The sequence below is a fragment of the Cognatilysobacter lacus genome, from assembly GCF_008274655.1.
Classification (GTDB): domain Bacteria; phylum Pseudomonadota; class Gammaproteobacteria; order Xanthomonadales; family Xanthomonadaceae; genus Cognatilysobacter; species Cognatilysobacter lacus.
This window is the reverse complement of the sequence record NZ_VTRV01000025.1, coordinates 1-25,016: the sequence shown is the minus strand read 5'-3', so window position 1 is coordinate 25,016 and position 25,016 is coordinate 1. Positions and strand designations below refer to the sequence as shown.

Genomic DNA, 25,016 nt, shown 5'->3' with positions numbered 1-25,016 from the left:
CCCTCGCGCAGCGCCGAATCGCCGATGGCCAGCGAACTCGCACGCAGCGCGGCGATCGCGACGGCCGCGTTGCGAAGCTGCGACGGCGCGGCCAGCCCGGGCATCGGCAGGTCGATCTCGAACCCCACCTCGCGCCAGCGCCAGCCATCGACCGTGTCGGGATCGAAGAAGAAATCACAGCCGATGCGCACCGCCTGCGCGCCGATCGCATATGCGTGCCGCAACACGCTCGACGGCGGATCGTCGTCGCCCAGCACCAGCGGCTTCCATGCACGCGCGATACCCGCCTTCTCGAAGCCGATCGTTTCGACGTCGCTACCCAGCCAGTCGGTGTGATCGAGATCGACGGTCGTGATCACCGCGACGTCCGCGTCGACGACGTTGGTGGCATCCAGCCGCCCGCCGAGACCCACTTCGAGGATGGCGAGATCGAGCCCCGCATGCTCGAACAGCCAGAGCGCCGCCAGCGTGCCGACTTCGAAATACGTCAGCCCCGTATCGCCGCGCGCCGCTTCGATCGCCTCGAACGCGCGGACGATCGCGTCGTCGTCGGCATCGCGGCCATCGATGCGGATGCGCTCGTTGTACTGCAGCAGGTGCGGCGACGTGTAGGCCCCCACGCACAGCCCTTGGGCACGCGCGATCGCTTCGATGAAGGCCACCGTCGAACCCTTGCCGTTGGTGCCGCCCACCGTAATCACCACCGGCGCCGGCTGCGCGAGCCCGAGCCTCGAATGCACCTCCCGGATGCGGTCGAGGCCGAGGTCTATCGCACGCGGATGGCGTGCTTCGAGGCGCGCGAGCCAGTCGGAAAGCGGTTCGGACATCGTCGTCTACGATCGGCGGGCAGGCGATTGTCGCATCGGCTACAACGCGCGGTGCACCGCCTCGCCAAACAGCGCGGTCGCGTGCGTGCAGTCATTGAGCCGCACGACATCCAGATGCGCGGCATCGTCGCCCTCCAGCAGGTTCAGCGTGGCCGGCCCCTGGCGGAAGCGCCACAGGTTCGCGAGCGGCAGGCCGAGGATCCGGCACAGCAGCACGCGATTGACCGCGTCGTGCGCGACCAGCAGCAATGTGTCGTCATGGCCGAGGCCGTCGCAGGCGCGTGCGAATGCGCTCCATGCGCGATCGAGCACGCCGTCCAGCGATTCCCCGCCCGGCATCAGCACGGTGTCGGGTGATTCTCGCCACGCGCGCAGGCGTTCGCCGTCGCGCTCGCGGATTTCCGTGGCCAGCAACCCTTCCCAGTCGCCGTGGGCGATCTCCATCAGGCCCGGATCGGTAGCGAGCATCGATGCGCGGTCGCCCAACGCGATCTGCGCGGTGCGCCTGGCGCGCGAAAGCGGCGATGCGACGGCGCGCGTGATCGGCACGTCGTGCAGCCGCCGTGCGAGCGCGAGCGCCTGCGATTCGCCGACGGGCGAAAGCGCGATGTCCGCCTGCCCCTGGTAGCGGCCTTCGGCATTCCATGGCGTTTCGCCGTGTCGCGCGAGGAGGATCTTCATGCATGCGTCTCCGTGGGCTCAGACCTGCTGGATCGACAGCACGCCGGGCGTGCGACGAAGCACGTCCAGTTGTGCTTCGTCGATTTCGCGATCGATGGTGATGGCCGCGCGCGCCTGGCCGTCGCCGGCAGCACCGAGCGCGAAATTGATGATGTTGATGCCGGCGGCGCCCAGCTGTGAGCCGACTGTTCCCACCATGCCGGGCCGATCTTCGTTGCGCATCAGCAGCACGTGGGCAAGCGGATCGAACTCGATCTCGACGCCATCGAGCGCAACGACACGCGGCGCGCGGTGCAGCGTGGCGTCGATCTGGCGACGAACTTCCCCGCCGGCCCCGTTGTCGCCCTCGACGGTGAGTCGCACCAGACGGTCGTAGCCATCACCTTCGCCACCAATCGTCTCGGAGACTTCGAGGCCGCGCAGCGTGGCTTCCTGCAGCGCGTTCACCGGCGTGACCCGCCCGGAGGCAGCCCCAAGCAGCGACGCCACCAGCAGACGGGTAAGCGGGCGCGTGTCGAGCCCTTCGGTGCGGCCCGCGTAGCGGATATGCAGGCGCGTCGGTGCCGGAACCAGCCGCGATGCAACGCGGCCGAGCGCGGTCATCAGCGGCATCCACGGCCCGACTTCGCGTGCGGCTTCGGCGGTGAGCGGCGGCAGGTTGACGCAGCCCGCGACTGCACCGGTCGCAACGAAATCGATGATCTGGCGCGCGAGGATCGTGCTCACGGCCTGCTGCGCTTCGCTGGTGGAAGCGCCCAGGTGCGGGGTCAGAACAAGGTTGGGATGCGCGCGCAGCGGCGAGTCGGCGGCGAGCGGCTCGGTGACGAACGTATCGAGGGCGGCGCCGGCCAGATGCCCTTCATCAAGCAGGCGTAGCAGCGCGGATTCATCGACCAACCCGCCGCGGGCGGCGTTGATCAGCATCGCACCCGGCTTCATCGAGCGCATGCGCGCTTCCGACAGCAGGTTGGTGGTTTCCTTCGTGCGCGGGATGTGCAGCGTCACGATGTCCGCCCATGCGAGCAGCTCGTCGAGCGACATGCGCGGCACGCTGCCCTTGCCGGCCGCGGTCGCCGGCAGGAACGGATCGTACGCCGCGACATCCATGCCGATGCCGCGCGCCTTGCGGGCGACGGTGCCGCCGATTCGGCCGAGGCCGATCACGCCGAGGCGTTTGCCTTCCAGTTCGAATCCGGTGAGCCCTGCCTTCGGCCACTGCCCGGCCTTCATGCCCGCGTCCGCCTTCGGCACGTGGCGCGCCAGCGCGAACAGCAGCGCGATCGCATGCTCGGCGGCGGCGAGCGTGTTGCCATCGGGCGCGTTCATCACCGCGATGCCGCGCGCGGTGGCCGCATCGACATCGATGGTGTCGACGCCCGCGCCCGCGCGACCGATCACCTTGAGCTTCGTCGCCTGCGCGAGGGCTTCGGCCGGTACGCGCGTGGCCGACCGCACCAGCACGGCGTCGACATCGACGAGCGCACGCGCGAGTACCGCAGGATCCTTGATCGGTTCAGGGGCGACATCCACGTCCCAACCGGCCTGGCGGAACAGGTCGAGGCCATCTTCGTGGATTCCATCGCATGCCAGCACTTTCATCGTCGCGCTCCGTGGTGAGGGATGCGCGGATGCCCTGCCAGCCGGCCGTCGCGTCGCGACGGGAAATGCGGTGTTGCGTGCATGCGTGGCGCATGCGGTCGTGCGATCGGGAGACGGGGCCGGCTGGCATGGGAATCCGCGAGACCCGAGCCTAGCAGATGGACGCGGCTGCCACGGTGCTGGTCGACCGTCGGCCTACGCGCGATGATCGGGCCCCGCCTCGACAGGAAACCCGCATGCCCATCGCCCACGGCCGCTTCGACGTCAAACGCTCGCCGCAAGGCGCACTCGATCTCGGCGGTGACGCACAGGCGATGCACATGCGGTTCGACAAGGTGTTCGACGGCCCGCTCGCCGCGACCAGCGTGGTTCACATGATGGCCGTCGGCACGGCGACGGAGGGGTCGGCGGGCTATGTCGCAGTCGAACGGCTCGACGGCCGTCTCGACGGGCGCGCCGGTCGGTTCTCCATGATGCATTTCGGCGTCATGGATCGCGGCACGCCATCGCTGCGGATCGAGATCGTGCCCGACTCCGGCGAAGGTGAACTCGCCGGCATCCGCGGTTCGATGCGGATCGACATCGCCGACGGCGACCATGCATACACCCTGGATTACGCCCTGTCCGACGGCTGATGCCATTGATGGAAGGCCGGCGCATCGCCGGCCTTCCGCCTTGCACGGACCTTATCGGCTCTCGGGTACGCCCAGCTCCTGCAGCAGCTGGGGCGCGGGATACACCTCCTGCATGATCCAGCGCATGTAGCGCTGGTCGACGGCGATCATCCGCGTCATCGCCGGATCGAACACCCAGTTGCTGCTGACCGACTCCCAATTGCCGTCGAAGGCCAGGCCCACCAGCCGGCCCTGTGCGTCCATGACCGGCGAGCCCGAATTGCCGCCGGTGATGTCGAGATCGGACAGGAAGTTCACCGGCACGGTCCCCAGGCGCTTGTCCGCGAGGCCGCCGTAGTTCCTGGCGCGCACCGCATCGAGTTCGGCCTTCGGCGCATCGAACGGCTCCTTGCCTGTCGCCTTCGCCGCGACCTGCTCGAGCGTGGTGAACGGCGGCTGCTTCGATCCATCCGTCGTCGTGTAGCCGACGACGTTGCCGAAAGTGATTCGCAGCGACGAATTCGCGTCCGGGTAAACCGCCTGGCCGTGCGCCTTGCGGTAGTCGGCGAGCGCCTGCAGGTAGACGGGCCGCTCGAGAAGCGAGTCCCCGGCACGCGCGCGCGCCTCGTCTTCCAGGCGCAGCACGTCGGGCATCACCGCGACGGCGAACTGCATCGCCGGGTCCTTCGACTTCTCAAGCGTCGCGCGGTCGGCGTTCAACAAGGCGATGCGTGCATCCGAATCGCCGAGTTTCGATTTGCCGAGCCGGTCGAGCGCGCGGTCGACCGATTTCGCATCGGTACCGCCCAGCCATGCATCGAGCGAAGCAACGTGCTCGCTCGCGGGCAGGCTGGCGTATTGGAGCAGCCAGTAGCCGACGAGTTCGCGATCCATCTGCGGCTGGTAGCGGCGGTCCATCTGCCGCAGCGCGCCTTCCAGCGACGGAAGGTCACGCTGCTGGTAGCCGGCCTCGCGCGCGGCATCGGGCTTCTGGCGTTCGGTCGACGTGCGATACAGCTGCATGGCCGCACCGAGGACACCGGTGCTGCGCAGCTGGCCGAAGACGAGGTCGCGCTCGCGATGCGCGCGTGCCTGCGCACCGAGCTGGTCGAGCCGATCGTGCGCGTCGAGGCCCGCGCGTCCGCGCGCGCCCTGCGATCGCAGCCACGCAAGCACCGACTGCTCCTCGGCCTGCTTGCGCTCGGCCGCGCCGATGCGGCGAAAGCCTTCCAGCTGGCCGTCGTAGTTCTTCAGCGCGTTCTGCCAGCCGCGCACGGTGGCCGCGTATTTCACGGCGATGTCCGGATTGCGGCGCCCGGCGTTGTCGACCAGCGCTACCAGGTTCTTGTAGTGGCGCCCAACCGTCGGATACGTCCACGTCGAGGTCGCGTCGAACTCGCTCGCCAACGCATAGCGGCTGGTGCTGCCCGGATAGCCGGCCACCATCACGAAGTCGCCGTCGCCCAGCGGCTTGTCGGCGAGCTTGAGGAAATGCTTCGGGTGGAACGGCACGTTGTCGGGCGAATACGCGGCGGGGCGGCCGTCGCGCCCGACGTAGGCGCGGTAGAACGAGAAGTCGCCGACGTGGCGTGGCCACATCCAGTTGTCGACCTCGCCGCCGTAGTTGCCGATGCTGCGCGGCGGCGCGTACACGAGGCGCACGTCGCGGATTTCGATGTTCTTGAACAGCCGGTAGGTATTGCCGCCCGCGAAGCTGTAGAGGCGGCAGCGATACCCCGGCGTGGATTCGCAGGCCGCCACCAGCTGCTTCTCCAGCGCGTCGAGCGCGCGGCTGCGTGACATGGCATCGGGCGCGGCCGTCAGTGCGCCACGCACCTGTTTGGTCACGTCCTGGATCGATTCGAGCGCGTAGATGCGCGCATTCGGGCCCGCCGAAAGTTCGTCTTTCGGAGTGGGCGCGTTGAAGCCGGTCTCGATCAGGTTCTTCTGCGGCGTCGAATTCAGCTGGATCGCCCCGTAGGCGCAGTGGTGGTTGGTCACGACCAAGCCCTGCGACGATACGAAGCTGGCGGTACAGCCGCCCAGCGACACGACGGCGCCCATCGGGTCCGCGGTCAGGTCGGCCAGCTGGCGTGGATTGAGTTTCAGCCCGGCCTTCTTCAGCGCGCCTGCGATCTCCGGTAACTGTTGCGGCACCCACATGCCTTCGACCGCCCCTGCGCCGGTGGAGACAGCCGCGAGCGCGGCGAACGTGGCGAGGGCAAGGCGGCGTGGACGCATGGGATTTCCGGGATCGACTGCACGGGCCCGTGAGTCTAGCCGCCGCATCCGAGTGCACGACCGGGTCGGGTTCACGCTTGGCGCAACGCGTCCGTGCCGTTCAGGCACCGGAGCCCGCGAGCCGAAGCCCGCGCCCGGCGCTCCGTATAATTCGACTTCCACCGCGCGCCGCGCGTCGCAGGCACCCCGCATGTCCGACACCGTCAGCCTCCCCTTGCCCGCACAGACCATGCGCGCCCTCGTCAAGCGGGAAGCCGCGAAGGGCATCTGGATGGAAGAGGTGCCGGTGCCGGTGCCCGGCCCGAATGAGGTGCTGATCAAGCTGGAGAAGACCGCGATCTGCGGCACCGACCTGCACATCTACCTGTGGGACGAGTGGAGCCAGCGCAACATCAAGCCGGGCCTGGTGATCGGTCACGAGTTCGTCGGACGCATCACGGCGCTCGGCACGGGCGTCACCGGCTACACCATCGGCCAGCGCGTGTCGGCCGAAGGCCACATCGTCTGCGGCCACTGCCGCAACTGTCGCGCGGGCAAGCAGCACCTGTGCCCGAACACGGTCGGCATCGGCGTGAACCGCAATGGCGCGTTCGCCGAGTACATCGTGATGCCGGCGTCGAACCTGTGGCCGATCCCCGACCAGATCCCAAGCGAGCTCGCCGCGTTCTTCGATCCGTATGGCAACGCCGCGCATTGCGCGCTCGAGTTCGACGTGGTCGGTGAGGACGTGCTGATCACCGGTGCCGGCCCGATCGGCATCATCGCCGCCGGCATCTGCAAGCACATCGGTGCGCGCAATGTCGTCGTCACCGACGTCAACGACTATCGCCTGAAACTGGCGGCCGACATGGGCGCGACGCGCGTCGTGAACGTGTCGAACACGTCGCTCAAGGACGTGATGGCCGACCTGCACATGGAAGGCTTCGACGTCGGCCTGGAGATGAGCGGGAACCCGCGCGCGTTCAACGACATGCTCGACTGCATGTACAACGGCGGCAAGATCGCGATGCTCGGCATCATGCCCAAGGGCGCCGGTGCGGACTGGGACAAGGTCATCTTCAAGGGGCTTACGCTGCAGGGCATCTACGGCCGTCGCATGTACGAGACCTGGTACAAGATGACGCAGCTTGTCCTCAGCGGTTTCCCGCTCGGCAAGGTACTCACGCACCAGTTGCCCGTCGACGAATTCCAGAAGGGTTTCGACCTGATGGAAGCGGGCAAGAGCGGCAAGATCGTCCTGAGCTGGAACTGAGTCGTTCGGACGTTATTGCTGGCGACATCGACGCTTCGCGGCAGGCGAACCTGCCGATGCGCGACACGCCGTGAATACGTCCATGTAGGCTTCTCGGCGCCATCCATGGCGCCGAGAGTCGCGCACCGGCAGCTTCGCCTGCCGCCCCAACCATTGCGGAGCCTGTGATGTCGCTTACCGAGCGCTATTCGACCACCCTCGACGAAATCCGCGACGCCGGACTCTTCAAGTCCGAGCGCATCATCACCTCGCCGCAGGCCGCGGAGATCACGCTGGCCGACGGCCGCACGGTTCTGAACTTCTGCGCCAACAATTACCTCGGCCTCGCCGACCATCCGGACATCATCGCGGAAGCGAAGAAGGCGCTGGATACGCACGGCTTCGGCATGGCGAGCGTGCGCTTCATCTGCGGCACGCAGGACCTGCACAAGCAGCTGGAGAAGACGATCGCCGACTTCTTCGGCACCGAGGACACCATCCTCTACGCCGCCTGCTTCGACGCGAACGGCGGCTTGTTCGAGCCGCTGCTCGACGAGAACGACGCGATCATCTCCGACGCGCTGAACCACGCGTCGATCATCGATGGCGTACGCCTGTGCAAGGCCAGGCGCTACCGCTACGCCAACTGCGACATGACGGATCTGGAGACCCAGCTGAAGCAGGCCAAGGCCGACGGCGCGCGCACGATCATGATCACCAGCGACGGCGTGTTCTCGATGGATGGCTTCATCGCGCCGCTCGACGAGATCACTACGCTCGCAGCGAAGTACGGCGCGCTCGTGCACATCGACGAATGCCACGCGACCGGTTTTCTGGGCGCGACCGGCCGCGGCTCGGCCGAGGTCAAGGGCGTGATGGACAGGATCGACATCTTCACCGGCACGCTCGGCAAGGCAATGGGCGGCGCGCTCGGCGGCTTCACCACGGCCAAGCGCGAGGTCGTCGAGCTGCTGCGCCAACGTTCGCGTCCGTACCTGTTCTCCAACTCGCTGCCGCCGCATGTGGTGGCCGCGGGGATCAAGGCGTTCGAGATGCTGTCCGCCGCCGGCGACCTGCGCACGCAGCTGCAGGAGAACACGCGTTACTTCCGCGAGCGGATGACGTCGATCGGCTTCGACATCAAGCCGGGCGTGCATCCGATCAGCCCGGTCATGCTGTACGACGCGCCGCTCGCGCAGAAGTTCGCGAATCGCCTGCTGGAAGAAGGCATCTACGCGATCGGTTTCTTCTTTCCGGTGGTGCCCAAGGGCCAGGCGCGGATTCGCACGCAAATCTCCGCCGCGCACACGCGGCAGCACCTCGACCGCGCGATCGACGCATTTACCCGGATCGGACACGAACTCGGAGTCGTAAAGGCCTGAGCACTCGACGCTGAGCGCGCTGTTGCGGCGGGGCGGCTATCAGCGCGCGCGGCCCGGCGGCGCCAACGACTGCGCCTCGCCGACGGATAACGGTCGCCAGCCTCCCTTCGGCAGGCTCCCCAACGTCACGCAACCGATCGCAACGCGGACCAGCCGGATCACGCCCACGCCGTGCGCGGTCAGCATGCGACGGATGTGACGGTTACGACCCGCCTCCAGCACGATCTCGAGCCACGCGTTGCGTTCGCCGTGTCGCAGCACATCGACGGATGCCGCCGACAGCGTTTCGCCGCCGTCGTGCACGCCCGCCCGCAACGCGTCCAGCAGCACGTCGTCGGCCAGCCGGTCGATCTGCACGTGATAGAGCTTCGAGGGCCCGGTGGCCGGATCGGTGACCCGGGCGGCCCACGCGGGGTCGTTGGAGAAGAGCAGCAGCCCCTCGCTCGCCTTGTCGAGCCGTCCGACCGGCGCCAGCCATGGCAGAGACGCCCCATCGAAGCACCGGTAAACGGTGTCGCGACCCTGCTCGTCGCGCGCCGTAGTCACCAGGCCGCGCGGCTTGTTGAGAGCGATGAAGACGGGGGCGGCGGATGCATCGTCGAGTCCGCGGACGTCGACGCGATCTACGTCCATGCGCACGGGATGTTCGGCGTCACGCACCGTGCGCCCGTTGACCGTTACAAGGCCCTCGGCGATCCACACGGCGGCCTGGGTACGCGAGCACAGACCGCGCTTCGAAAGCACGCGCGCCAGCCCGTGCCGGGTCATGGCGTGGGCACTGCGTTGCGTCTTACTTACCGCTTTCCACGGGCGGCGGCGGCGGGACAACCGGCGCAGGCGCCGCGCCTTTCGCGACCCGAACACCCTTGGCCTTCATCCAGGCGTCGAATTCGTCCGCCGTCATGCGCTTGCCGTTCTGATTCATGTCGAACCGCCACGGCGTGTTGTCGTACTGGGTCTGCGGCTTGTACGACGCGGGATCCATGCCCGGCGTGAACTGGCCGGGGCGCGCGGACATCGCGGCGGCACGGCATTTATCGATTCGAAGCCGCAGCAGCACGGCGTCCACGCTCTGCGCCTGGTCGAAGGCCTGCGCGAGCACCCCGCTCGGCGAACCCAGTTGCGCGGATGGGGCGACGAGCTCCGGGGCCAGCCCCGGCAGCGCGACCGGCGCCGTGGCGGTGCGCGCGAGCGCGGTGCACGCATCCTGCGCCCAGGCACTTCCGGCGACGAGCAACAGTGGCAACAGGACGAGGCGACGCATGGCGTTATCCAACGTGGAACGGAGGCACAGCATACGTCCCGCGCCGTGAACATGCGCACCGTCGAGGTGGGGCTCCGCGCTACCCCGTGCGAGCCGAAACCGATGCGGCGGCCGCGGCGTCCCGGCCCTAGTGGGTGCAGGAACCGACGCTTCATCGGTGACGGTGGGGCGTCGGCCGTGCGGCAACCGCCGACCCCTCAGTGCAGCGCCGAACCCGTGCGGTACTCCGCGGCCAAAAAAAGAGCCCGGCACAAGGCCGGGCTCCGGTGTTGCGGTGTTGCGGTGCGGAGGGCTTACTGGCCGTTCTGCACGTTCAGCTCGGTGCGACGGTTACGCTCGCTCTTGCACGCCGGCAGGGTCTGCGGGGTGTTCTCGAGCGGGCGGCTCTCGCCGTAGCCGTTCGGGCCGGCCAGACGCGAAGCGTCGACGCCATGACCGGTCAGGTAGTCGTACACGGCGCGGGCGCGACGCTCCGACAGCGACTGGTTGTAGGCATCCGAACCGCACAGGTCGGTGTGACCGGCGACTTCGACGCGCAGCTGCGGGTAGCGCTGCAGGATCGAGGCGGCCTCGTCGAGGATCGCGACCGCATCCGGACGCAGCGTCGACTTGTCGAAGTCGAAGTTCACGCCCTTCAGGTCGATCGTCAGCGGGACCGGGCAACCGTCCGGACCGACAGCCTGGCCGGCAACCGAGCCCGGGCACTTGTCGTCGCAGTTGTTCACGCCATCGCCGTCGTCATCCTTGTCGGCGCAGGTCACGGCCGGCGGCGGCGGCGGAGCGACGGACGGAGCCGCGCCCAGCGGGATCAGCACGCCGACCGAAGCCAGCAGGTCGCCGAAACCGTTGACGCCCGGGGCGGCGACGCTCTGGTCGTCGAGGTCAATGCGATAGGCCAGTTCGGTGCGGATCTTGACCGGACCGGCGTCGCCCTGGAGGCCGGCGCCGAGCTTGACGGCCAGGTTGCCGTCCTTGCGCTGGCCCGGGGAATTCGGGCTCGGGAACGCGTTGTACTCTTCCTCGGAGCGCTGGTAACCGGCGCCGACGAGCAGGTACGGGTTCCAGGAGCGGCCTTCGGCCATGAAGTGGCGACGGGCGTCGAAGGACACGCCGTACTGGCTCCACCACAGGTCCTGGTTCTTCGTGAAGCGCGGGTTCTGGTAGTTCAGCTCGACGTCGAACGACCAGTTCGGGTTGAGCATCTTGCCCAGGCCGATCGTGCCGAACGGGGCATTGTTGGTGCCGCGGTCATTGTCCTGGACGTTGATGCCCACCGAACCGGCGAGGTACCAACGGTCATCGAACGACTGCGCCTGCGCGGCCTGCGCGAACGCGAGGCCTGCGAGCAGGGCGGTGCTCAGCATGCGGATCTTCATATGCAACTCCAAAAAAGGTCGGATACGGCGGAACAGGCGTTGACGCTCCTGAACGGGCCGGCACCGATCATTGCACGGCCGCTCGGATTTGTTAACAAGGCTTAACGCCTGACCGACCGGCGGCCAAAAAAGAGCCCGGCACAAGGCCGGGCTCCGGTGTTGCGGTGCGGAGGGCTTACTGGCCGTTCTGCACGTTCAGCTCGGTGCGACGGTTACGCTCGCTCTTGCACGCCGGCAGGGTCTGCGGGGTGTTCTCGAGCGGGCGGCTCTCGCCGTAGCCGTTCGGGCCGGCCAGACGCGAAGCGTCGACGCCATGACCGGTCAGGTAGTCGTACACGGCGCGGGCGCGACGCTCCGACAGCGACTGGTTGTAGGCATCCGAACCGCACAGGTCGGTGTGACCGGCGACTTCGACGCGCAGCTGCGGGTAGCGCTGCAGGATCGAGGCGGCCTCGTCGAGGATCGCGACCGCATCCGGACGCAGCGTCGACTTGTCGAAGTCGAAGTTCACGCCCTTCAGGTCGATCGTCAGCGGCACCGGGCAACCGTCCGGACCGACAGCCTGGCCGGCAACCGAGCCCGGGCACTTGTCGTCGCAGTTGTTCACGCCATCGCCGTCGTCATCCTTGTCGGCGCAGGTCGCCGGGGTCGGAGCCGGCGCGACCGGAGCCATCGGCGCAGGGCCGAGCGGGATCACGACGCCGACCGAAGCCAGCACGTCGCCGAACCAGTCCTTGCCGTCGTTGTGATCGTTATCGGTGAGGAGCGCGCCGACGCTGCCGTTGTCGCCGTCGATGCGGTAGGCGAGTTCGGTGCGCAGCTTCACGCGGCCCACGTCGCCCTGCAGGCCGACGCCAAGCTTGCCGGCAACATGGCCGTCCTTACGCTGGCTCGGCGCGCCGTTGCGCGTGAAGCGAGCCGGGATCAGCGGGTTGCTCGGATCGAATTCTTCCTCGGCGCGCTGGTAGCCCAGGCCCATGAGGACGTACGGGTTCCACGAACGGCCTTCAGCCATGAAGTGGCGACGCGCATCGAACGAGATGCCGTACTGGCTCCACCAGAGGTCCTGGTTCGCAGACTGGTGCGGGTTCTGGTAGTTCAATTCGGTGTCGAACGACCAGTTCGGGTTGAGCATCTTGCCAAAGCCGATCGCGCCGAACGGGGCATTGTTCGTGCCGCGCGCGTTGTCCTGGAGATTGAAGCCGACCGCGCCGGTGACGTACCAGCGATCATCGAATTCCTGCGCCTGAGCGACCGAAAGGATCGACATACCGCCCAGCAGGGCGGCACAGAGAAGTTTTTTGTTCATTTGAGTTGTTGCTCCTTGAGGGACGGGAAGGAGGGGGAAGTCGCGTCAGCGTGTTCCGACCGTTCTGGACGGCTACATGAACAGAGCCATCGGCGCGGAGACTAGAAGCGTCGGCGTGAAGAGGCTGTTAACGGGCGCCTAACAAATCGCGAAGTTCCCCGCCGGACCCGCGGCGGTTGCGCCCGGTTCAAGCAGTTCTCATGCGGCCAATCCGGATCCAGTCTCGTTTCCAGTGGACGCGTCGCTGTTTCCAAGACTCCGTCGATGCCTCAAGTGCGGCAACGCGAAGGGAGGTGGGCGGTCACGCGCAAGCCCGACTGCGCGCGCCAGCGTCCGGGCGTCGCAGCCCTGGGCGTCCAGTTGCGCAGCCGCGGTAAGCCGGCGACGAGCCAGCCCATGACTTGCTGCCCCGGTCGTTTGAGGGCATCGTGCGGGAACCGTACGCACGCGTATCCTCTGCATGTCCGCCGAGCCGGCCCACCCGCGTTATCCGCACCTCTTCGCGCCACTCGACCTCGGCTTCTGCGTATTGCGCAACCGGGTGCTCATGGGTTCGATGCACACCGGCCTCGAGGACCACGCGCGCGACTTCCCGAAGCTGGCCGCCTACTTCGCCGAGCGCGCCGAGGGGGGCGTCGGGCTGATGGTGACCGGCGGCTTTGCGCCGAACCTTCGCGGGTGGCTGAAGCCGTTCTCCGGCACGCTCTCGATGCCGTGGCATGTCGCACGGCACCGGCAGGTGACCGCAGCCGCGAAGTCGCACGGCGCCCGCCTCTGCCTGCAGATCCTGCACGCCGGCCGATATGCGTACCACCCGCTGCAGGTCGCGCCCAGCGCCTTGCAGGCCCCGATCAACCCGTTCAAGCCCCGCGCACTCGGCGCCGCCGGCGTGGAACGGCAGATCCGTGCGTTCGTGCGCACGGCGCGGCTCGCGCGCGAGGCCGGTTACGATGGCGTCGAAGTCATGGGCTCGGAGGGCTACCTGCTCAACGAGTTCACCGCGCCGCGCACCAACCGTCGCGATGACGCCTGGGGCGGCGACGCGCCGCGTCGCATGCGTTTCGCTGTCGAGATCGTGCGTCGCATCCGCGAAGCCTGCGGGCCCGATTTCATCCTGATCTACCGGCTGTCGATGCTCGACCTCGTCGACGGCGGACTGGCCTGGGATGAAGTCGTGCTGCAGGCAAAGGCCGTCGAGGCCGCCGGCGCGACCATCATCAACACGGGCATCGGCTGGCACGAAGCGCGGGTGCCGACCATCGCGACGTCGGTGCCGCGCGCGGCGTTCGTCGACGTGACGGCGCGACTCAAACCGCACGTGCGACTGCCGCTGGTCGCCACCAACCGCATCAACATGCCGGACGTGGCCGAAGCGGTACTCGCCAGCGGTGCGGCCGACATGGTGTCGATGGCGCGACCGCTGCTCGCGGATCCCCACTGGGTGGCGAAGGCGCGCGACGGGCGCGCCGACGAGATCAATACCTGCATCGCCTGCAACCAGGCCTGCCTGGACCATGTCTTCGCGAACAAGCGCGCCAGTTGCCTGGTGAACCCGCGCGCATGCCACGAGTCGGAGCTCGTGTACGTACCCGCGGCCGTTCGCAAGCGTGTCGCCGTGGTGGGCGCAGGGGTTGCGGGGCTCGCGTGCGCGACGGTCGCCGCGCAGCGCGGGCACGACGTGACGCTGTTCGAAGCCGCCGACGACATCGGTGGCCAGTTCAACCTGGCGCGTCGGATTCCAGGCAAGGAGGAATTCGACGAGACGATCCGCTATTTCCGGCGTCGACTCGAACTCGATCATGTGCGCGCACGGCTGGGCGCGAGCGCCACGCGCGAAATGCTCGACGGTTTCGATGACGTCGTACTCGCAACCGGCGTGCTGCCGCGCGCAGTGACGTTTCCCGGCAGCGATGACCGGCGCGTGCTGCGCTATGACGACGTCCTGGCGGGGCGCGTCACGATCGGCCCGCGCGTGGCGATCGTCGGCGCTGGCGGCATCGGCTTCGACGTCGCCGAATTCCTCGCGCAGCACGGCACGATCCCCGCCCTGGATGTCGATGCATGGCGACGCGAGTGGGGCGTCGACGTCGACTACACCGAGCAGCGAGGCGGCCTGCGCGCGCCGGAACCCCCGCCGACCGCACGCGCCATATGGCTGCTGCAGAGAACAGCCGGCAAGCCCGGCGCGAAACTCGGCAAGACCACCGGCTGGATCCATCGCGCAAGCCTGACGGCGCGCGGCGTGCAGGCGCTGGGGGGCGTGCAATACGTGCGTTTCGACGATAGGGGCCTGCACATCACCGTCGACGGCGCGCCGCGCACGCTCGAAGTCGACAACGTCGTGCTCTGCGCCGGGCAGGTTTCAAACAATCCGCTCGAAGCGCCACTTCGCGAAGCCGGGCGGAGCGTGCACGTCATCGGCGGCGCCGAACTCGCGGCCGAGCTCGACGCGAAGCGTGCGATCGCGCAGGGCAGCCGTCTCGGCGCGTCACTCTGAGTCCATGCGCATGCGCGCAACCCTCCATCCCGGCGACCGCGTTGCCGGCATGTGGGTCGGCGAGCGATAGTCGACGCAGCGTCCAGCGGAGTCACCGATGAAGCTCTACACCCTGCCCGGCGCCTGCTCGACCGCGTGCCATATCTCGCTGCACTGGTCCGGCGCCGCGTTCGCGGTACAGGTGGTCACGCGCGACGAGATCAAGTCCGACGCGTACAGGGCCATCAATGCCGCCGGCTCGGTTCCCGTGCTCGTAGACGGCGATTTCGCACTGACGCAGAACGCCGCGATCGTCGGCTACATCGCCGACCTCTACCCCGACGCGCGCCTTGCTGGCGACGGCAGCCCCCGCCAGCGCGCCGAGGCCACCCGCTGGCTCGCCTTCTGCAATTCAGACGTGCACCCGGCATTCATTCCGCTGTTCGGACCGGGCATGTTCATCGCCGACCCGTCGCAGTTCGACGCGCTCAAGGTCGCGGCGCGGCAGCGACTGCGTGGCCTCTTCGAGCGCGCCGACGCACAACTGACCGGCCGCGAATGGCTCGCGGGTTTCCGCAGCTACGCCGACCCCTATCTCTACATCACGCTGCGCTGGGCCGCGAATACCGGCGTCGACCTGTCGGGCCTCGACGGCATCGCCGCGTTCGCCGCGCGCATGGAGGCCGACGAAGGCGTGCGCGCTGCGCTGAAGGCCGAGGGGCTCGCCTGATCGGAAAGCAGCTTCGCCGATGCGCCGCCTGTGCGCAGCAGCGGCGCGGTTACCCGGTCAGCGGAGGTCGTCCCGCCAATGCCGGGACATTTCCATGAAGGCGAACGACGCCGACCACGCGACCATCATCAGCCCGATCAATGCTTCGGTCCCGGCCAGCCAGCGGATCGGGCCCTTCGGCGCAAGGTCGCCGAATCCGACCGTCGAATAGGTCATGGCCGACATGTAGAAGGCGTCGAACAACGTGCCACGGTGCGCGCCGGTGATGCTGCCCGCGTCGGGCAATTGGAGCATCGTCCAGAACCCGACGCCGAAGATCATGATCGACACGGTGTGTAGCACGACCAGCCCGAACACCATGCGCAGCATCAGGTGCCGCCCCACCGCCCCGCCCTCCTCGCCGCGATGGCGCTTGTAGGCATGGCCGAGCCGCACCATCCCCTCGAAGTGGAGCACGACGACGGCGACGAGACAGGTCCCGGCGGTCGCGATCGCTATCAGATGGGCACCGACCGGAAACACGGGCTCAGCGGCGATCGATCGACACGTACTCGCGATCTTCCGGCCCGATGTAATTCGCGCTCGGGCGGATGATCTTGCCGTCCTCGCGCTGCTCGATCACGTGCGCGCTCCAGCCGGTGGTGCGCGCGATCACGAACAGCGGCGTGAACATCGGCGTCGGGATACCCATCATGTGGTACGCCGATGCGCTGTACCAGTCGAGGTTCGGGAACATCTTCTTGGTGTCCATCATCAGGTTCTCGATGCGCTCGGACACGTCGAACAGCGTGCGGTTGCCGCCGTCGTCGCAGAGCTTGCGCGAGATTTCCTTGATGATCGGGTTGCGCGGGTCACCGACGGTGTACACCGGATGGCCGAAGCCGATCACGATCTCCTTGCGCTCGATGCGCGCGCGGATGTCGGCTTCCGCTTCGTCGGCCGTCGAATAGCGGCTGATGATGTCCATCGCCACTTCGTTGGCGCCGCCGTGCTTCGGGCCACGCAGCGCGCCGATCGCGCCGGTGATGCACGAGTGCAGGTCCGAGCCGGTGCCGGCGATGACGCGCGCAGTAAATGTGGACGCGTTGAACTCGTGCTCGGCGTAGAGGATCAGCGACTTGTCGAGCGCGTCGGCGTGCAGCGAAGACGGCCGCTCGCCGTGCAGCAGGTGCAGGAAATGCGCGGCGACCGAGTCGTCGTCGGTCTGCACCTCGATGCGCTCGCCGTTGCGGGTGAAGTGCCACCAGTACAGCAGCATCGAGCCGAAGCTCGCGATGAGCTTGTCAGCGATGTCGCGGGCCTCCGACGCCGGATGGCCTTCGCGCTCGGGCAGCACCGTGCCCAGCACCGAGCAGCCGGTGCGCAGCACGTCCATCGGATGCGCGTTGGCGGGCACCAGCTCGAGCGCTTCCTGCACGATCGCGGGCAGGCCGCGCAGGCGCTTGAGCTTGGCCTTGTACGCACGCAGCTGCGACGACGTCGGCAGTGCGCCGTGCACCAGCAGGTGCGCGACTTCCTCGAACGTCGACTTCGTGGCGAGGTCGTTGATGTCGTACCCGCGGTAATGCAGGTCGTTTCCGCTCAGGCCGACAGTGCAAAGCGCGGTGTTGCCGGCCGGCGTGCCGCTGAGCGCCACGGATTTCTTGACCTTCGGGACCGCTTGTTCGCTCATTGCATGCTTCTCTCGTTGCGGCTTCCGCGCGGGCGGAAGCGAATTCGGAATGGATCAGGCGCGGCGGCGACGTTACTCGGGCTTCGACGACACGAACAACTGGTCGAGCTTGGCCTCGTACGCGTGATAGCCCAGGAAATCGTAGAGCTCGGCGCGCGTCTGCAGCGTATCGACGACGTTCTTCTGCGTGCCTTCGCGACGCACGGTCTCGTAGAAGTTCAGAGCCGCCTTGTTCATCGCGCGGTACGCGCCGCAGCAGTACAGCGCGATGTCGACGCCGGCATCGCGCAACTCGTCCGTAGTGAAGAACGGCGTCGACCCGAACTCGGTGAGGTTCGCGAGGATCGGCACCTTCACCGCCGCCTTGAAGCGGCGGTAGTCGTCGAGCGACGTCATCGCTTCCGGGAAGATCATGTCGGCGCCCGCTTCGACGTAGGCCTGCGCGCGCTCGATGGCCGCGTCCACGCCTTCGGTAGCCGCGGCGTCGGTACGCGCCATGATCACGAACGACGCATCGGTGCGAGCATCGACGGCCGACTTCACGCGGTCGACCATCTCGGCCTTCGACACCACTTCCTTGCCCGGACGGTGGCCGCAACGCTTCTGTCCGACCTGGTCCTCCATGTGCACGGCGGCCACGCCGACGCGCTCGAACGAACGAATGGTGCGCGCGATGTTGAACGCGCCGCCCCAGCCGGTGTCGATGTCGACCAGCAGCGGCATCTGCGTGGCGTCGACGATGCGGCGCGCGTCGGTCAGCACGTCCTCCATCGTCGAGATGCCGAGGTCGGGCATGCCCAGCGAGTTCGCGGCGACACCGCCGCCCGACAGATACAGCGCCTTGTAGCCCGTGCGCTTGGCCATCAGGCCGGCGTACGCGGTGATCGCGCCCATGACCTGAAGCGGTGATTCCTCCTGGACGGCGGCGCGGAAGCGCGCGCCTGCAGACTGTTGCGTCATTGCGACCTCATCGGGTGCGTCCGCCGTGTCGGCGGGCTGGCGACGGCTGGCGCCGCCGGGCTTCCAGAGCGACGAAGGCGACCGTGGCCGCCTTCGTCGTGTGCGTCAGAGCAGGTGTGCGACGCCCTGCCGCTCTTCCTCGAGCTCGGCCAGCGTCTTGTCCATCGCGGCGCGGCTGAACCCGTCGACCGGCAGGCCCTCGACGCGCGTGTACTCGCCGTTCGCGCAGGTCACCGGCACGCCGTACATCACGCCTTCCGGAATGCCGTAACTGCCGTCGGACGGAACGCCCATCGTCACCCACTTGCCGTCGGTGCCGAGAACCCAGTCGTGGATGTGGTCGATAGCGGCATTGGCTGCCGATGCCGCCGACGACAGGCCGCGCGCTTCGATGATCGCCGCGCCGCGCTTGCCGACCTGCGGGATGAACGTGTTCGCGTTCCAGTCGGCGTCGTCGATCATGTCCTTCAGCGACTTGCCGTTGACGGTCGCGAAGCGGTAGTCCGGATACATCGTCGGCGAATGGTTGCCCCAGACGACGAGCTTCTCGATGTCGCCGACGGCAACACCGGCCTTGTTCGCCAGCTGCGAAAGTGCGCGGTTGTGGTCCAGGCGCAGCATCGCGGTGAAGTTCTTCGCCGGCAGGTCCGGCGCCGACTTCATCGCGATGTAGGCGTTCGTGTTCGCGGGGTTGCCGACGACCAGCACCTTGACGTTGCGCGAGGCGACCTTGTTCAGCGCGGCGCCCTGGGCGGTAAAGATCTTCGCGTTCTCCAGCAGCAGATCCTTGCGCTCCATGCCCGGGCCGCGCGGACGCGCGCCGACCAGCATCGCGATGTCGGCATCCTTGAACGCGACTTCCGCATCATCCGTGCCGACCATGCCGGCGAGCAGCGGGAACGCGCAGTCCTCGAGCTCCATCATCACGCCGCGCAGCGCCGCCTGCGCCTTCTCCATCGGCAGCTCGAGCATCTGCAGGATGACGGGCTGGTCCTTGCCGAGCATCTCGCCGGACGCGATGCGAAACAGCAGCGAGTAACCGATCTGGCCGGCTGCACCGGTGACGGCGACGCGGACGGGGGTCTTCATAAAGGAACTCCGTGAATCAGGTGTGGGGTTGTCTTGCGAATGTTCCTGGATGCCGCCGTGCTTGCCGGACGGCTTGGACGCGGAGCTCAGCGCTTCCGCGTCCACGCTTCAGGCCAGCTCGGCGAAGAACTCGCGGAACCGCTCGAGGCCCGGCTGCAGCTGCGGCGTCGGGCACGTGTAGCTGATGCGCAGTGCACGCGGTTCGCCGAAGGCCGAGCCGGGCACGCAGGCCACACCCTTGGCTTCTAGAAGCGCATTGCAGAAGTCGACGTCGTTCTTGATCGCCGTGCCGCTGGGGCCATGCGTCTTGCCGAACGCGCAGCTGATATCCGGGAACACGTAGAACGCGCCTTCCGGACGCGGGCAGACGAGGCCCGGGATGCTGTCCATCACGGCCATCACCTGGTCGCGTTTGGCCTGGAACTCCGCGCACTTTTGCGTCGGGATGTCCTGCGGCCCGCTGAGCGCGGCGAGCGCCGCGGCGGTGGTGACTTCGGGAAGGTTGGTGATGTGGTTCGAGTTCATCGTCACCACGGCCTGCGCAACGACCTCGGGGCCGGCCATGAAGCCCACGCGCCAACCGGGCATGCCGTAGGTCTTGCTCAGCGAATCGATGAAGATGACGCGGTCGCGCAGCTCGGGCCGGGCGTGCACGAAGTTGTGGTAACCCACGCCGTCGAACACCATCCGGTTGTAGATGTCGTCGGTGATGACCCAGGTATCCGGATACTTCGCGATGACGTCGGCAAGCGCGGTGATCTCGTCCTTCGAATAGACCATGCCGGTCGGGTTCGACGGGTTGTTGAACAGGAACACGCGGGGCTTCTTCGCCAGCGCGGCGTCGAGCTGTGCCGGCGTGAGCTTGTAGTTCTGCGTCGCGGGGCACGGCAGCAGGTCGATCTTCGCGTTGAGGATCTCGGCGATGTCGACGTAGCTGGTCCAGTACGGCGTCGGGAAGGCGATGGTGTCGCCTTCGTCGAGCAGCGCTTCGCAGAGGTTGTAGATGACGTGCTTGGCACCGATGCCGGTCGCGCAGTTGGCGCGCGTGTAGCCGGTCAGGCCGATCTCGGCCATGTGGACGATGAAGGCGTCGATGAGGGCGTCGGGCCCGCGGTTGCTGCCGTACTGGCCGCTGTCGTGCTTGAGCGCCTCGGCGGCGGCGGCGTAGACGTGCGGACCGGGCAGGAAGTTGGGGACGCCGATCGAGAAGCTGATGATGTCGCGGCCTTCGGCCTTCAGGCGCTTGGCCTTTTCGGCGACCTGCATGATCGCGCTGGGCTTGGCGCGACCGATGCGCGAGGCGAGCTGGAGCATCGCGGAACCTCGGGAAAATGCGGCAATGAAAGGCCGGCGAGGCGCAACGGCGCGGGGCCGGAACAACCGCCAAATGGTATCACGTGAAACCTTTTCGGCCGGCCGGTGCCGGACACGCAAACGCCCGCCGGCGCGGGCCGGCGGGCGCTACGCAGGCATCGGTCAGGCGCGCGCGTTGGCGTCGAGCGTCTTGTTCCACTCGGCGACGCGGTCGGCCTTGGCGGCCACCGCGGCATCGGCGTCGCCCTCGATCTTCACCGAGCGGATGGTGTCGCCCTGCTTCACGCCGTCGACGACATCCATGCCTTCGATCACCTTGCCGAACACGGTGTGCTTGCCGTCCAGCCACGGCGTGGCGACGTGCGTGATGAAGAACTGGCTGCCATTGGTGTTCGGGCCCGCGTTGGCCATCGACAGCACGCCGCGCTCGTGGCCCAGGCCGTTGCGCGCCTCGTCCTCGAACTTGTAACCGGGGCCGCCGGTGCCGGTGCCCTTGGGGCAGCCGCCCTGGACCATGAAATCGTTGATGACGCGGTGGAACGAGAGGCCGTCGTAAAAGCCGCGGCGCGCGAGGTTCACGAAGTTGGCAACGGTCAGCGGCGCCTTGTCCGGGGCGAGCTCGACGCGGATCGGGCCGCGGTCGGTGTCGAAATGGGCGATGAGGGACATGGGAACTCCTTGGGGGAAAGGTCAGCGGTTGGATCTTGAACGAGCGGCCGTCAGCGCAATGCGGGCGAACTGGCTGCCGCAGCCCACGACGCCGAGCGCGCCAAGGCCGAGCAGCAGCAGGTCGGTGCCGACCGGCAGGCCCATCGAGGCCATCCGATCGGGCTCGTTATGCAGGAAAAGCCCCGCGACGACGAGGATTGCCGCGATCAGGTCGACCGCGATCAGCCAGCGCGGAAACGTCGGCGCGGACGGCTGTTCAGACATGGCGGTCGTCCCGGGCGGTTGACCGGCTATAATAGCCGGCTTCCCTTCGCTGCTTGCGCCTCAAGGCGTCTCTTCGCATGTCTATCGAACGCCTGCGCAACATCGCCATCGTCGCCCACGTCGACCACGGCAAAACCACCCTCGTCGATTGCCTCCTCAAGCAGTCCGGCACGTTCAACGAGCGCACCGTGCTCGCCGAGCGCGTCATGGACAGCAACGACCAGGAAAAGGAACGTGGCATCACGATCCTTTCCAAGAACACCGCGATCACCTGGAACGGCAATCGCATCAACATCGTCGACACCCCGGGCCACGCCGACTTCGGCGGCGAGGTCGAGCGCGTGCTGTCGATGGTCGACTCCGTGCTCATCCTCGTCGACGCGATGGACGGCCCGATGCCGCAGACGCGCTTCGTCACCCAGAAGGCGTTCGCGATGGGCTTCAAGCCGATCGTCGTCGTCAACAAGATCGACCGCCCCGGCGCGCGTCCGGACTGGGTGATCGACCAGGTGTTCGACCTGTTCGACAAGCTCGGCGCCACGAACGAGCAGCTCGACTTCCCGATCGTCTACGCGTCCGCGCTTCACGGCTACGCCAGCCTCGATGACTCCGCGCGCAGCGGCGACATGACCCCGCTCTACGAAGCGATCATGAAGCACGTCTCGCCGCCGCAGGTCGATCCCGATGGCCCGTTCCAGATGCGCATCAGCCAGCTGGACTACAGCAACTTCGTCGGCCTGATCGGCGTCGGCCGCATCCAGCGCGGCAAGGTGCGCACCAACATGCCGGTCAGCGTCGTCGACCGCCACGGCAAGAAGCGCCAGGGCAAGGTATTGCAGGTGCTCGGCTTCATGGGCCTGGAGCGCGTCGAAGTGCCGGAAGCGGAAGCCGGCGACATCATCGCGATCTCGGGCGTTTCCGACCTCAGCATCTCCGACACCATCTGCGCGCTCGACACGCCGGAAGCGCTCGAAGCGCTGACCGTCGACGAGCCGACCATCTCGATGACGTTCCAGGTCAACAACTCGCCGTTCGCGGGCAACAAGGACCTGAGCGGCGGCAAGTTCCTCACCAGCCGCCAGCTGCGCGAGCGCCTCGAGCGCGAGACGCTGCACAACGTGGCGCTGAAGGTCGAGGAAGGCTCCGATCCGGACAAGTTCCTCGTCTCCGGCCGTGGCGAGCTGCATCTCTCCGTGCTGATCGAGAACATGCGTCGCGAAGGGTTCGAACTCGCCGTGTCGCGTCCGGAAGTCATCGTCAAGGAGATCGACGGGCAGCAGATGGAGCCGATCGAGCAGCTCGTCGTCGATATCGAAGAGCAGCACCAGGGCGGCGTCATGGAAAAGCTCGGCACGCGCAAGGCGCAGCTGAAGAACATGGAGTCCGACGGCAAGGGTCGCGTGCGCCTCGACTACATGATCCCGGCGCGTGGCCTGATCGGGTTTCAGAACGAGTTCCGCACGCTCACGCAGGGTTCCGGCCTGTTGTTCCACGTGTTCGACCACTACGGCCCGAAGGAACAGGGCGCGATCGCCAAGCGCATCAACGGCGTGATGATCGCCAATGCGCCGGGCGCGACGCCGGCGTACTCGCTTGGCCCGCTGCAGGAGCGCGGCCGCCTCTTCGCGGCCGAGGGCGACATGGTCTACGAGGGCCAGTTGATCGGCATCCACTCGAAGGACAATGACCTCACCGTCAATGCCATCAAGACCAAGCCGCTGACCAACATGCGCGCTTCGGGCAAGGATGACGCCATCCAGCTGAGCCCGGCGATCAAGTACACGCTGGAGCAGGCGCTCGACTTCATCGAGGATGACGAGCTGGTGGAAGTCACGCCGAAGGAAATCCGTCTGCGCAAGAAGCAGCTGACGGAGACCGATCGTAAGCGCGCCTCGCGCCAGGGCTAAGCCGGTAGACTCGCGCCGGTGACGGAACACCCCGCCCCCCCGTACAACCCCAGCCCGCGCGCCCACCCCGGGCTGCGCGCCATCGCGCTCGTGGAAGCCGCCAAAGGCGTGCTCGCGCTGATCACCGCGAGTGGCCTCGAGCTGCTCGGCCCGGCACCGCTGCGCAATGCGGTGCACGTGCTGATCCACCACTTCGAGTTGAGTACCACCGAGGGCCCGCTGGTGTGGCTCGCGGGCGCCATCAGCACCGGTGCGGTGCACGCCACGGCCGCCATCGCGACCGCGTACGGCGTGCTGCACGTGGTCGAGGCCTGGGGCCTGTGGCGTGACAAGGTCTGGGCCTCTTGGCTCGGCTGCGTGGCCGCCGGCATCTACCTGCCGTTCGACCTGTATGCGCTGTGGCGCCATCCGGGGTTGGCGTCCGTATCGGTGCTCGTCATCAACCTGGTGATCGTCTACGTGCTGGCGCGCGACCTGTTCCGCCGCCGCACCCGCTTGCCCACCTGACCGCCCCGGCGGATGCTGGCGGCTTCCCGTCGGAGAAGCCGCCATGCGTCGCGTCGCGCCCGCCCTCGCCTTCGGTATCGTCCTGGCCCTCACCGGCTGCCGGACGACGCCCGCCTCCCAGGACGCCGGGCCGCCCGCCTCCACCGCCGCCTCGTCCCCGCAGCCGGCATTCGCGTTCGAAGAGGCCGACATCGCGTCGCTGACGGCGCGCATGGCGAGCGGTCAGCTAACCAGCCATGCGCTGACCAAGGCGTATCTGGACCGCATCGCGTTGATCGACGTCGCCGGCCCGCGCCTGAACTCGGTGATCGCGTTGAATCCCGAAGCACTGGCCGAAGCCGACGCGCTCGATGCCGAGCGCCGGGCCGGCCGCGTCCGCGGCCCGTTGCACGGCATTCCCGTGCTGCTGAAGGACAACATCGACGCACGACCGATGCCGACCACGGCCGGCTCCCTGGCGTTGGCCGATCACATCCCCACGCACGACGCGTTCCTGGTCGAACGCTTGCGCGCAGCAGGGGCCGTCATCCTCGGCAAGACCAACCTCAGCGAATGGGCCAACTTCCGATCCTCGCGTTCGGTCTCCGGCTGGAGCGCGGTCGGTGGGCAGACGCGCAATCCGTACGCACTCGACCGCAATCCCTGCGGCTCCAGCTCGGGCAGCGGTACGGCGGTGTCGGCGAACCTCACCGCGGTGGCGATCGGCACCGAGACCGACGGCAGCATCATATGCCCGGCATCGGTCACCGGCGTCGTCGGGCTCAAGCCCACCGTAGGGCTGGTCAGTCGCATGGGCATTGTTCCGATCTCCGTGAGCCAGGACACCGCGGGCCCCATGGCGCGCACGGTCGCCGACGCCGCCCTGCTGCTCGGCGCCATGGCGGCCCCGGATCCGCGCGACCCG

The 25,016-nt window shown here is 67.6% G+C and carries 23 protein-coding genes; 8 read left to right on the top strand and 15 right to left on the bottom strand.

Annotation, left to right across the window (positions count from 1 at the left end):
- From FW784_RS03815 to serA, 3 genes are all read right to left on the bottom strand, one after another.
- Positions 1 to 827, bottom strand: an 827-nt coding sequence (locus FW784_RS03815; RefSeq protein WP_268890883.1) for a bifunctional folylpolyglutamate synthase/dihydrofolate synthase, incomplete at its 3' end; no start/stop codon positions are given.
- A 39-nt stretch (positions 828 to 866) separates the two neighbouring features.
- Positions 867 to 1,508, bottom strand: coding sequence for a histidine phosphatase family protein (locus FW784_RS03810; protein WP_149352038.1), 642 nt, complete (start codon positions 1,506 to 1,508; stop codon positions 867 to 869).
- 18 nt (positions 1,509 to 1,526) lie between these two features.
- Positions 1,527 to 3,107 carry a phosphoglycerate dehydrogenase gene (gene serA / locus FW784_RS03805; RefSeq protein WP_149352037.1) on the bottom strand — a complete coding sequence of 527 codons (1,581 nt, stop codon included), beginning with the start codon at positions 3,105 to 3,107 and terminating at the stop codon, positions 1,527 to 1,529.
- A gap of 236 nt (positions 3,108 to 3,343) precedes the next feature.
- Here serA and FW784_RS03800 point away from each other — a divergent pair, with 236 nt between their 5' ends.
- On the top strand, positions 3,344 to 3,742 hold the full coding sequence (locus FW784_RS03800) for a DUF3224 domain-containing protein (RefSeq protein WP_149352036.1): 399 nt from the start codon (positions 3,344 to 3,346) through the stop codon (positions 3,740 to 3,742).
- 51 nt (positions 3,743 to 3,793) lie between these two features.
- Here FW784_RS03800 and FW784_RS03795 read toward each other — a convergent pair whose 3' ends face one another.
- The gene (locus FW784_RS03795; RefSeq protein ID WP_187770662.1) at positions 3,794 to 5,884 is read right to left on the bottom strand and encodes a S46 family peptidase; all 2,091 of its coding nucleotides are present in this window, start codon (positions 5,882 to 5,884) and stop codon (positions 3,794 to 3,796) included.
- Positions 5,885 to 6,191: 307 nt separating this feature from the next.
- On the opposite strand from FW784_RS03795, the gene tdh reads away from it, so the two are divergent.
- Both tdh and kbl read left to right on the top strand, forming a co-directional pair.
- The gene (tdh, locus tag FW784_RS03790) at positions 6,192 to 7,214 is read left to right on the top strand and encodes an L-threonine 3-dehydrogenase (protein WP_149352039.1); all 1,023 of its coding nucleotides are present in this window, start codon (positions 6,192 to 6,194) and stop codon (positions 7,212 to 7,214) included.
- A 74-nt stretch (positions 7,215 to 7,288) separates the two neighbouring features.
- On the top strand, positions 7,289 to 8,575 hold the full coding sequence (gene kbl, locus FW784_RS03785) for a glycine C-acetyltransferase (protein ID WP_425481582.1): 1,287 nt from the start codon (positions 7,289 to 7,291) through the stop codon (positions 8,573 to 8,575).
- A gap of 39 nt (positions 8,576 to 8,614) precedes the next feature.
- On the opposite strand, the gene FW784_RS03780 is transcribed toward kbl, so the two are convergent.
- From FW784_RS03780 to FW784_RS03765, 4 genes are all read right to left on the bottom strand, one after another.
- Positions 8,615 to 9,343, bottom strand: coding sequence for a pseudouridine synthase (locus tag FW784_RS03780; RefSeq protein ID WP_149352033.1), 729 nt, complete (start codon positions 9,341 to 9,343; stop codon positions 8,615 to 8,617).
- A 22-nt stretch (positions 9,344 to 9,365) separates the two neighbouring features.
- On the bottom strand, positions 9,366 to 9,839 hold the full coding sequence (locus tag FW784_RS03775) for a hypothetical protein (RefSeq protein ID WP_149352032.1): 474 nt from the start codon (positions 9,837 to 9,839) through the stop codon (positions 9,366 to 9,368).
- A gap of 293 nt (positions 9,840 to 10,132) precedes the next feature.
- A complete protein-coding gene (locus FW784_RS03770) occupies positions 10,133 to 11,215 on the bottom strand; it encodes an OmpA family protein (protein WP_149352031.1) in 1,083 nt (360 codons plus the stop codon).
- Between the two features lie 175 nt (positions 11,216 to 11,390).
- Entirely contained in the window at positions 11,391 to 12,524 is a 1,134-nt protein-coding gene (locus FW784_RS03765; protein ID WP_149352030.1) for an OmpA family protein, read from the bottom strand.
- A gap of 460 nt (positions 12,525 to 12,984) precedes the next feature.
- Between FW784_RS03765 and FW784_RS03760 the strand changes: the two genes are divergently transcribed.
- Positions 12,985 to 15,021: an FAD-dependent oxidoreductase gene (locus FW784_RS03760; RefSeq protein WP_149352029.1), complete on the top strand. Its 2,037-nt coding sequence runs from the start codon at positions 12,985 to 12,987 to the stop codon at positions 15,019 to 15,021.
- A 97-nt stretch (positions 15,022 to 15,118) separates the two neighbouring features.
- Complete coding sequence (locus FW784_RS03755) at positions 15,119 to 15,730, top strand: glutathione S-transferase family protein (protein WP_149352028.1); 612 nt, start codon at positions 15,119 to 15,121, stop codon at positions 15,728 to 15,730.
- Positions 15,731 to 15,787: 57 nt separating this feature from the next.
- On the opposite strand, the gene FW784_RS03750 is transcribed toward FW784_RS03755, so the two are convergent.
- The 7 genes from FW784_RS03750 to FW784_RS03720 all read right to left on the bottom strand — a co-directional run bounded on the left by FW784_RS03750 (position 15,788) and on the right by FW784_RS03720 (position 21,698).
- Positions 15,788 to 16,252: a potassium channel family protein gene (locus tag FW784_RS03750; RefSeq protein WP_149352027.1), complete on the bottom strand. Its 465-nt coding sequence runs from the start codon at positions 16,250 to 16,252 to the stop codon at positions 15,788 to 15,790.
- A gap of 4 nt (positions 16,253 to 16,256) precedes the next feature.
- Positions 16,257 to 17,402 (bottom strand): bifunctional 2-methylcitrate synthase/citrate synthase, encoded by a 1,146-nt coding sequence (prpC, locus tag FW784_RS03745; RefSeq protein WP_149352026.1) that lies wholly within the window; start codon positions 17,400 to 17,402, stop codon positions 16,257 to 16,259.
- 72 nt (positions 17,403 to 17,474) lie between these two features.
- Positions 17,475 to 18,362: a methylisocitrate lyase gene (gene prpB / locus FW784_RS03740; RefSeq protein ID WP_149352025.1), complete on the bottom strand. Its 888-nt coding sequence runs from the start codon at positions 18,360 to 18,362 to the stop codon at positions 17,475 to 17,477.
- Positions 18,363 to 18,467: 105 nt separating this feature from the next.
- A complete protein-coding gene (locus tag FW784_RS03735) occupies positions 18,468 to 19,451 on the bottom strand; it encodes a malate dehydrogenase (protein WP_149352024.1) in 984 nt (327 codons plus the stop codon).
- Between the two features lie 108 nt (positions 19,452 to 19,559).
- Entirely contained in the window at positions 19,560 to 20,765 is a 1,206-nt protein-coding gene (locus FW784_RS03730; RefSeq protein ID WP_149352023.1) for an aminotransferase class I/II-fold pyridoxal phosphate-dependent enzyme, read from the bottom strand.
- Positions 20,766 to 20,927: 162 nt separating this feature from the next.
- Positions 20,928 to 21,434 (bottom strand): peptidylprolyl isomerase, encoded by a 507-nt coding sequence (locus FW784_RS03725; protein WP_149352022.1) that lies wholly within the window; start codon positions 21,432 to 21,434, stop codon positions 20,928 to 20,930.
- Between the two features lie 21 nt (positions 21,435 to 21,455).
- The gene (locus FW784_RS03720) at positions 21,456 to 21,698 is read right to left on the bottom strand and encodes a hypothetical protein (protein WP_149352021.1); all 243 of its coding nucleotides are present in this window, start codon (positions 21,696 to 21,698) and stop codon (positions 21,456 to 21,458) included.
- Between the two features lie 77 nt (positions 21,699 to 21,775).
- Between FW784_RS03720 and typA the strand changes: the two genes are divergently transcribed.
- The 3 genes from typA to FW784_RS03705 form a co-directional block, all read left to right on the top strand.
- Entirely contained in the window at positions 21,776 to 23,605 is a 1,830-nt protein-coding gene (typA, locus tag FW784_RS03715; protein ID WP_149352020.1) for a translational GTPase TypA, read from the top strand.
- An 18-nt stretch (positions 23,606 to 23,623) separates the two neighbouring features.
- Entirely contained in the window at positions 23,624 to 24,112 is a 489-nt protein-coding gene (locus FW784_RS03710) for a DUF2127 domain-containing protein (RefSeq protein WP_149352019.1), read from the top strand.
- A 43-nt stretch (positions 24,113 to 24,155) separates the two neighbouring features.
- Positions 24,156 to 25,016: amidase family protein (locus FW784_RS03705; protein ID WP_268890882.1), on the top strand; the 861-nt coding region annotated here is incomplete at its 3' end.

Coding starts and splice junctions, on each gene's coding strand:
- FW784_RS03810 (WP_149352038.1), bottom strand. CDS start 1,508: ATGAAGATCCTCCTCGCGCGACACGGCGAAACGCCATGGAATGCCGAA.
- FW784_RS03725 (WP_149352022.1), bottom strand. CDS start 21,434: ATGTCCCTCATCGCCCATTTCGACACCGACCGCGGCCCGATCCGCGTC.
- FW784_RS03800 (WP_149352036.1), top strand. CDS start 3,344: ATGCCCATCGCCCACGGCCGCTTCGACGTCAAACGCTCGCCGCAAGGC.
- FW784_RS03770 (WP_149352031.1), bottom strand. CDS start 11,215: ATGAAGATCCGCATGCTGAGCACCGCCCTGCTCGCAGGCCTCGCGTTC.
- FW784_RS03755 (WP_149352028.1), top strand. CDS start 15,119: ATGAAGCTCTACACCCTGCCCGGCGCCTGCTCGACCGCGTGCCATATC.
- FW784_RS03720 (WP_149352021.1), bottom strand. CDS start 21,698: ATGTCTGAACAGCCGTCCGCGCCGACGTTTCCGCGCTGGCTGATCGCG.
- FW784_RS03780 (WP_149352033.1), bottom strand. CDS start 9,343: ATGACCCGGCACGGGCTGGCGCGCGTGCTTTCGAAGCGCGGTCTGTGC.
- FW784_RS03760 (WP_149352029.1), top strand. CDS start 12,985: ATGTCCGCCGAGCCGGCCCACCCGCGTTATCCGCACCTCTTCGCGCCA.
- prpB (WP_149352025.1), bottom strand. CDS start 18,362: ATGACGCAACAGTCTGCAGGCGCGCGCTTCCGCGCCGCCGTCCAGGAG.
- FW784_RS03775 (WP_149352032.1), bottom strand. CDS start 9,839: ATGCGTCGCCTCGTCCTGTTGCCACTGTTGCTCGTCGCCGGAAGTGCC.
- prpC (WP_149352026.1), bottom strand. CDS start 17,402: ATGAGCGAACAAGCGGTCCCGAAGGTCAAGAAATCCGTGGCGCTCAGC.
- FW784_RS03765 (WP_149352030.1), bottom strand. CDS start 12,524: ATGAACAAAAAACTTCTCTGTGCCGCCCTGCTGGGCGGTATGTCGATC.
- FW784_RS03795 (WP_187770662.1), bottom strand. CDS start 5,884: ATGTGGGTGCCGCAACAGTTACCGGAGATCGCAGGCGCGCTGAAGAAG.
- typA (WP_149352020.1), top strand. CDS start 21,776: ATGTCTATCGAACGCCTGCGCAACATCGCCATCGTCGCCCACGTCGAC.
- tdh (WP_149352039.1), top strand. CDS start 6,192: ATGCGCGCCCTCGTCAAGCGGGAAGCCGCGAAGGGCATCTGGATGGAA.
- FW784_RS03735 (WP_149352024.1), bottom strand. CDS start 19,451: ATGAAGACCCCCGTCCGCGTCGCCGTCACCGGTGCAGCCGGCCAGATC.
- FW784_RS03730 (WP_149352023.1), bottom strand. CDS start 20,765: ATGCTCCAGCTCGCCTCGCGCATCGGTCGCGCCAAGCCCAGCGCGATC.
- serA (WP_149352037.1), bottom strand. CDS start 3,107: ATGAAAGTGCTGGCATGCGATGGAATCCACGAAGATGGCCTCGACCTG.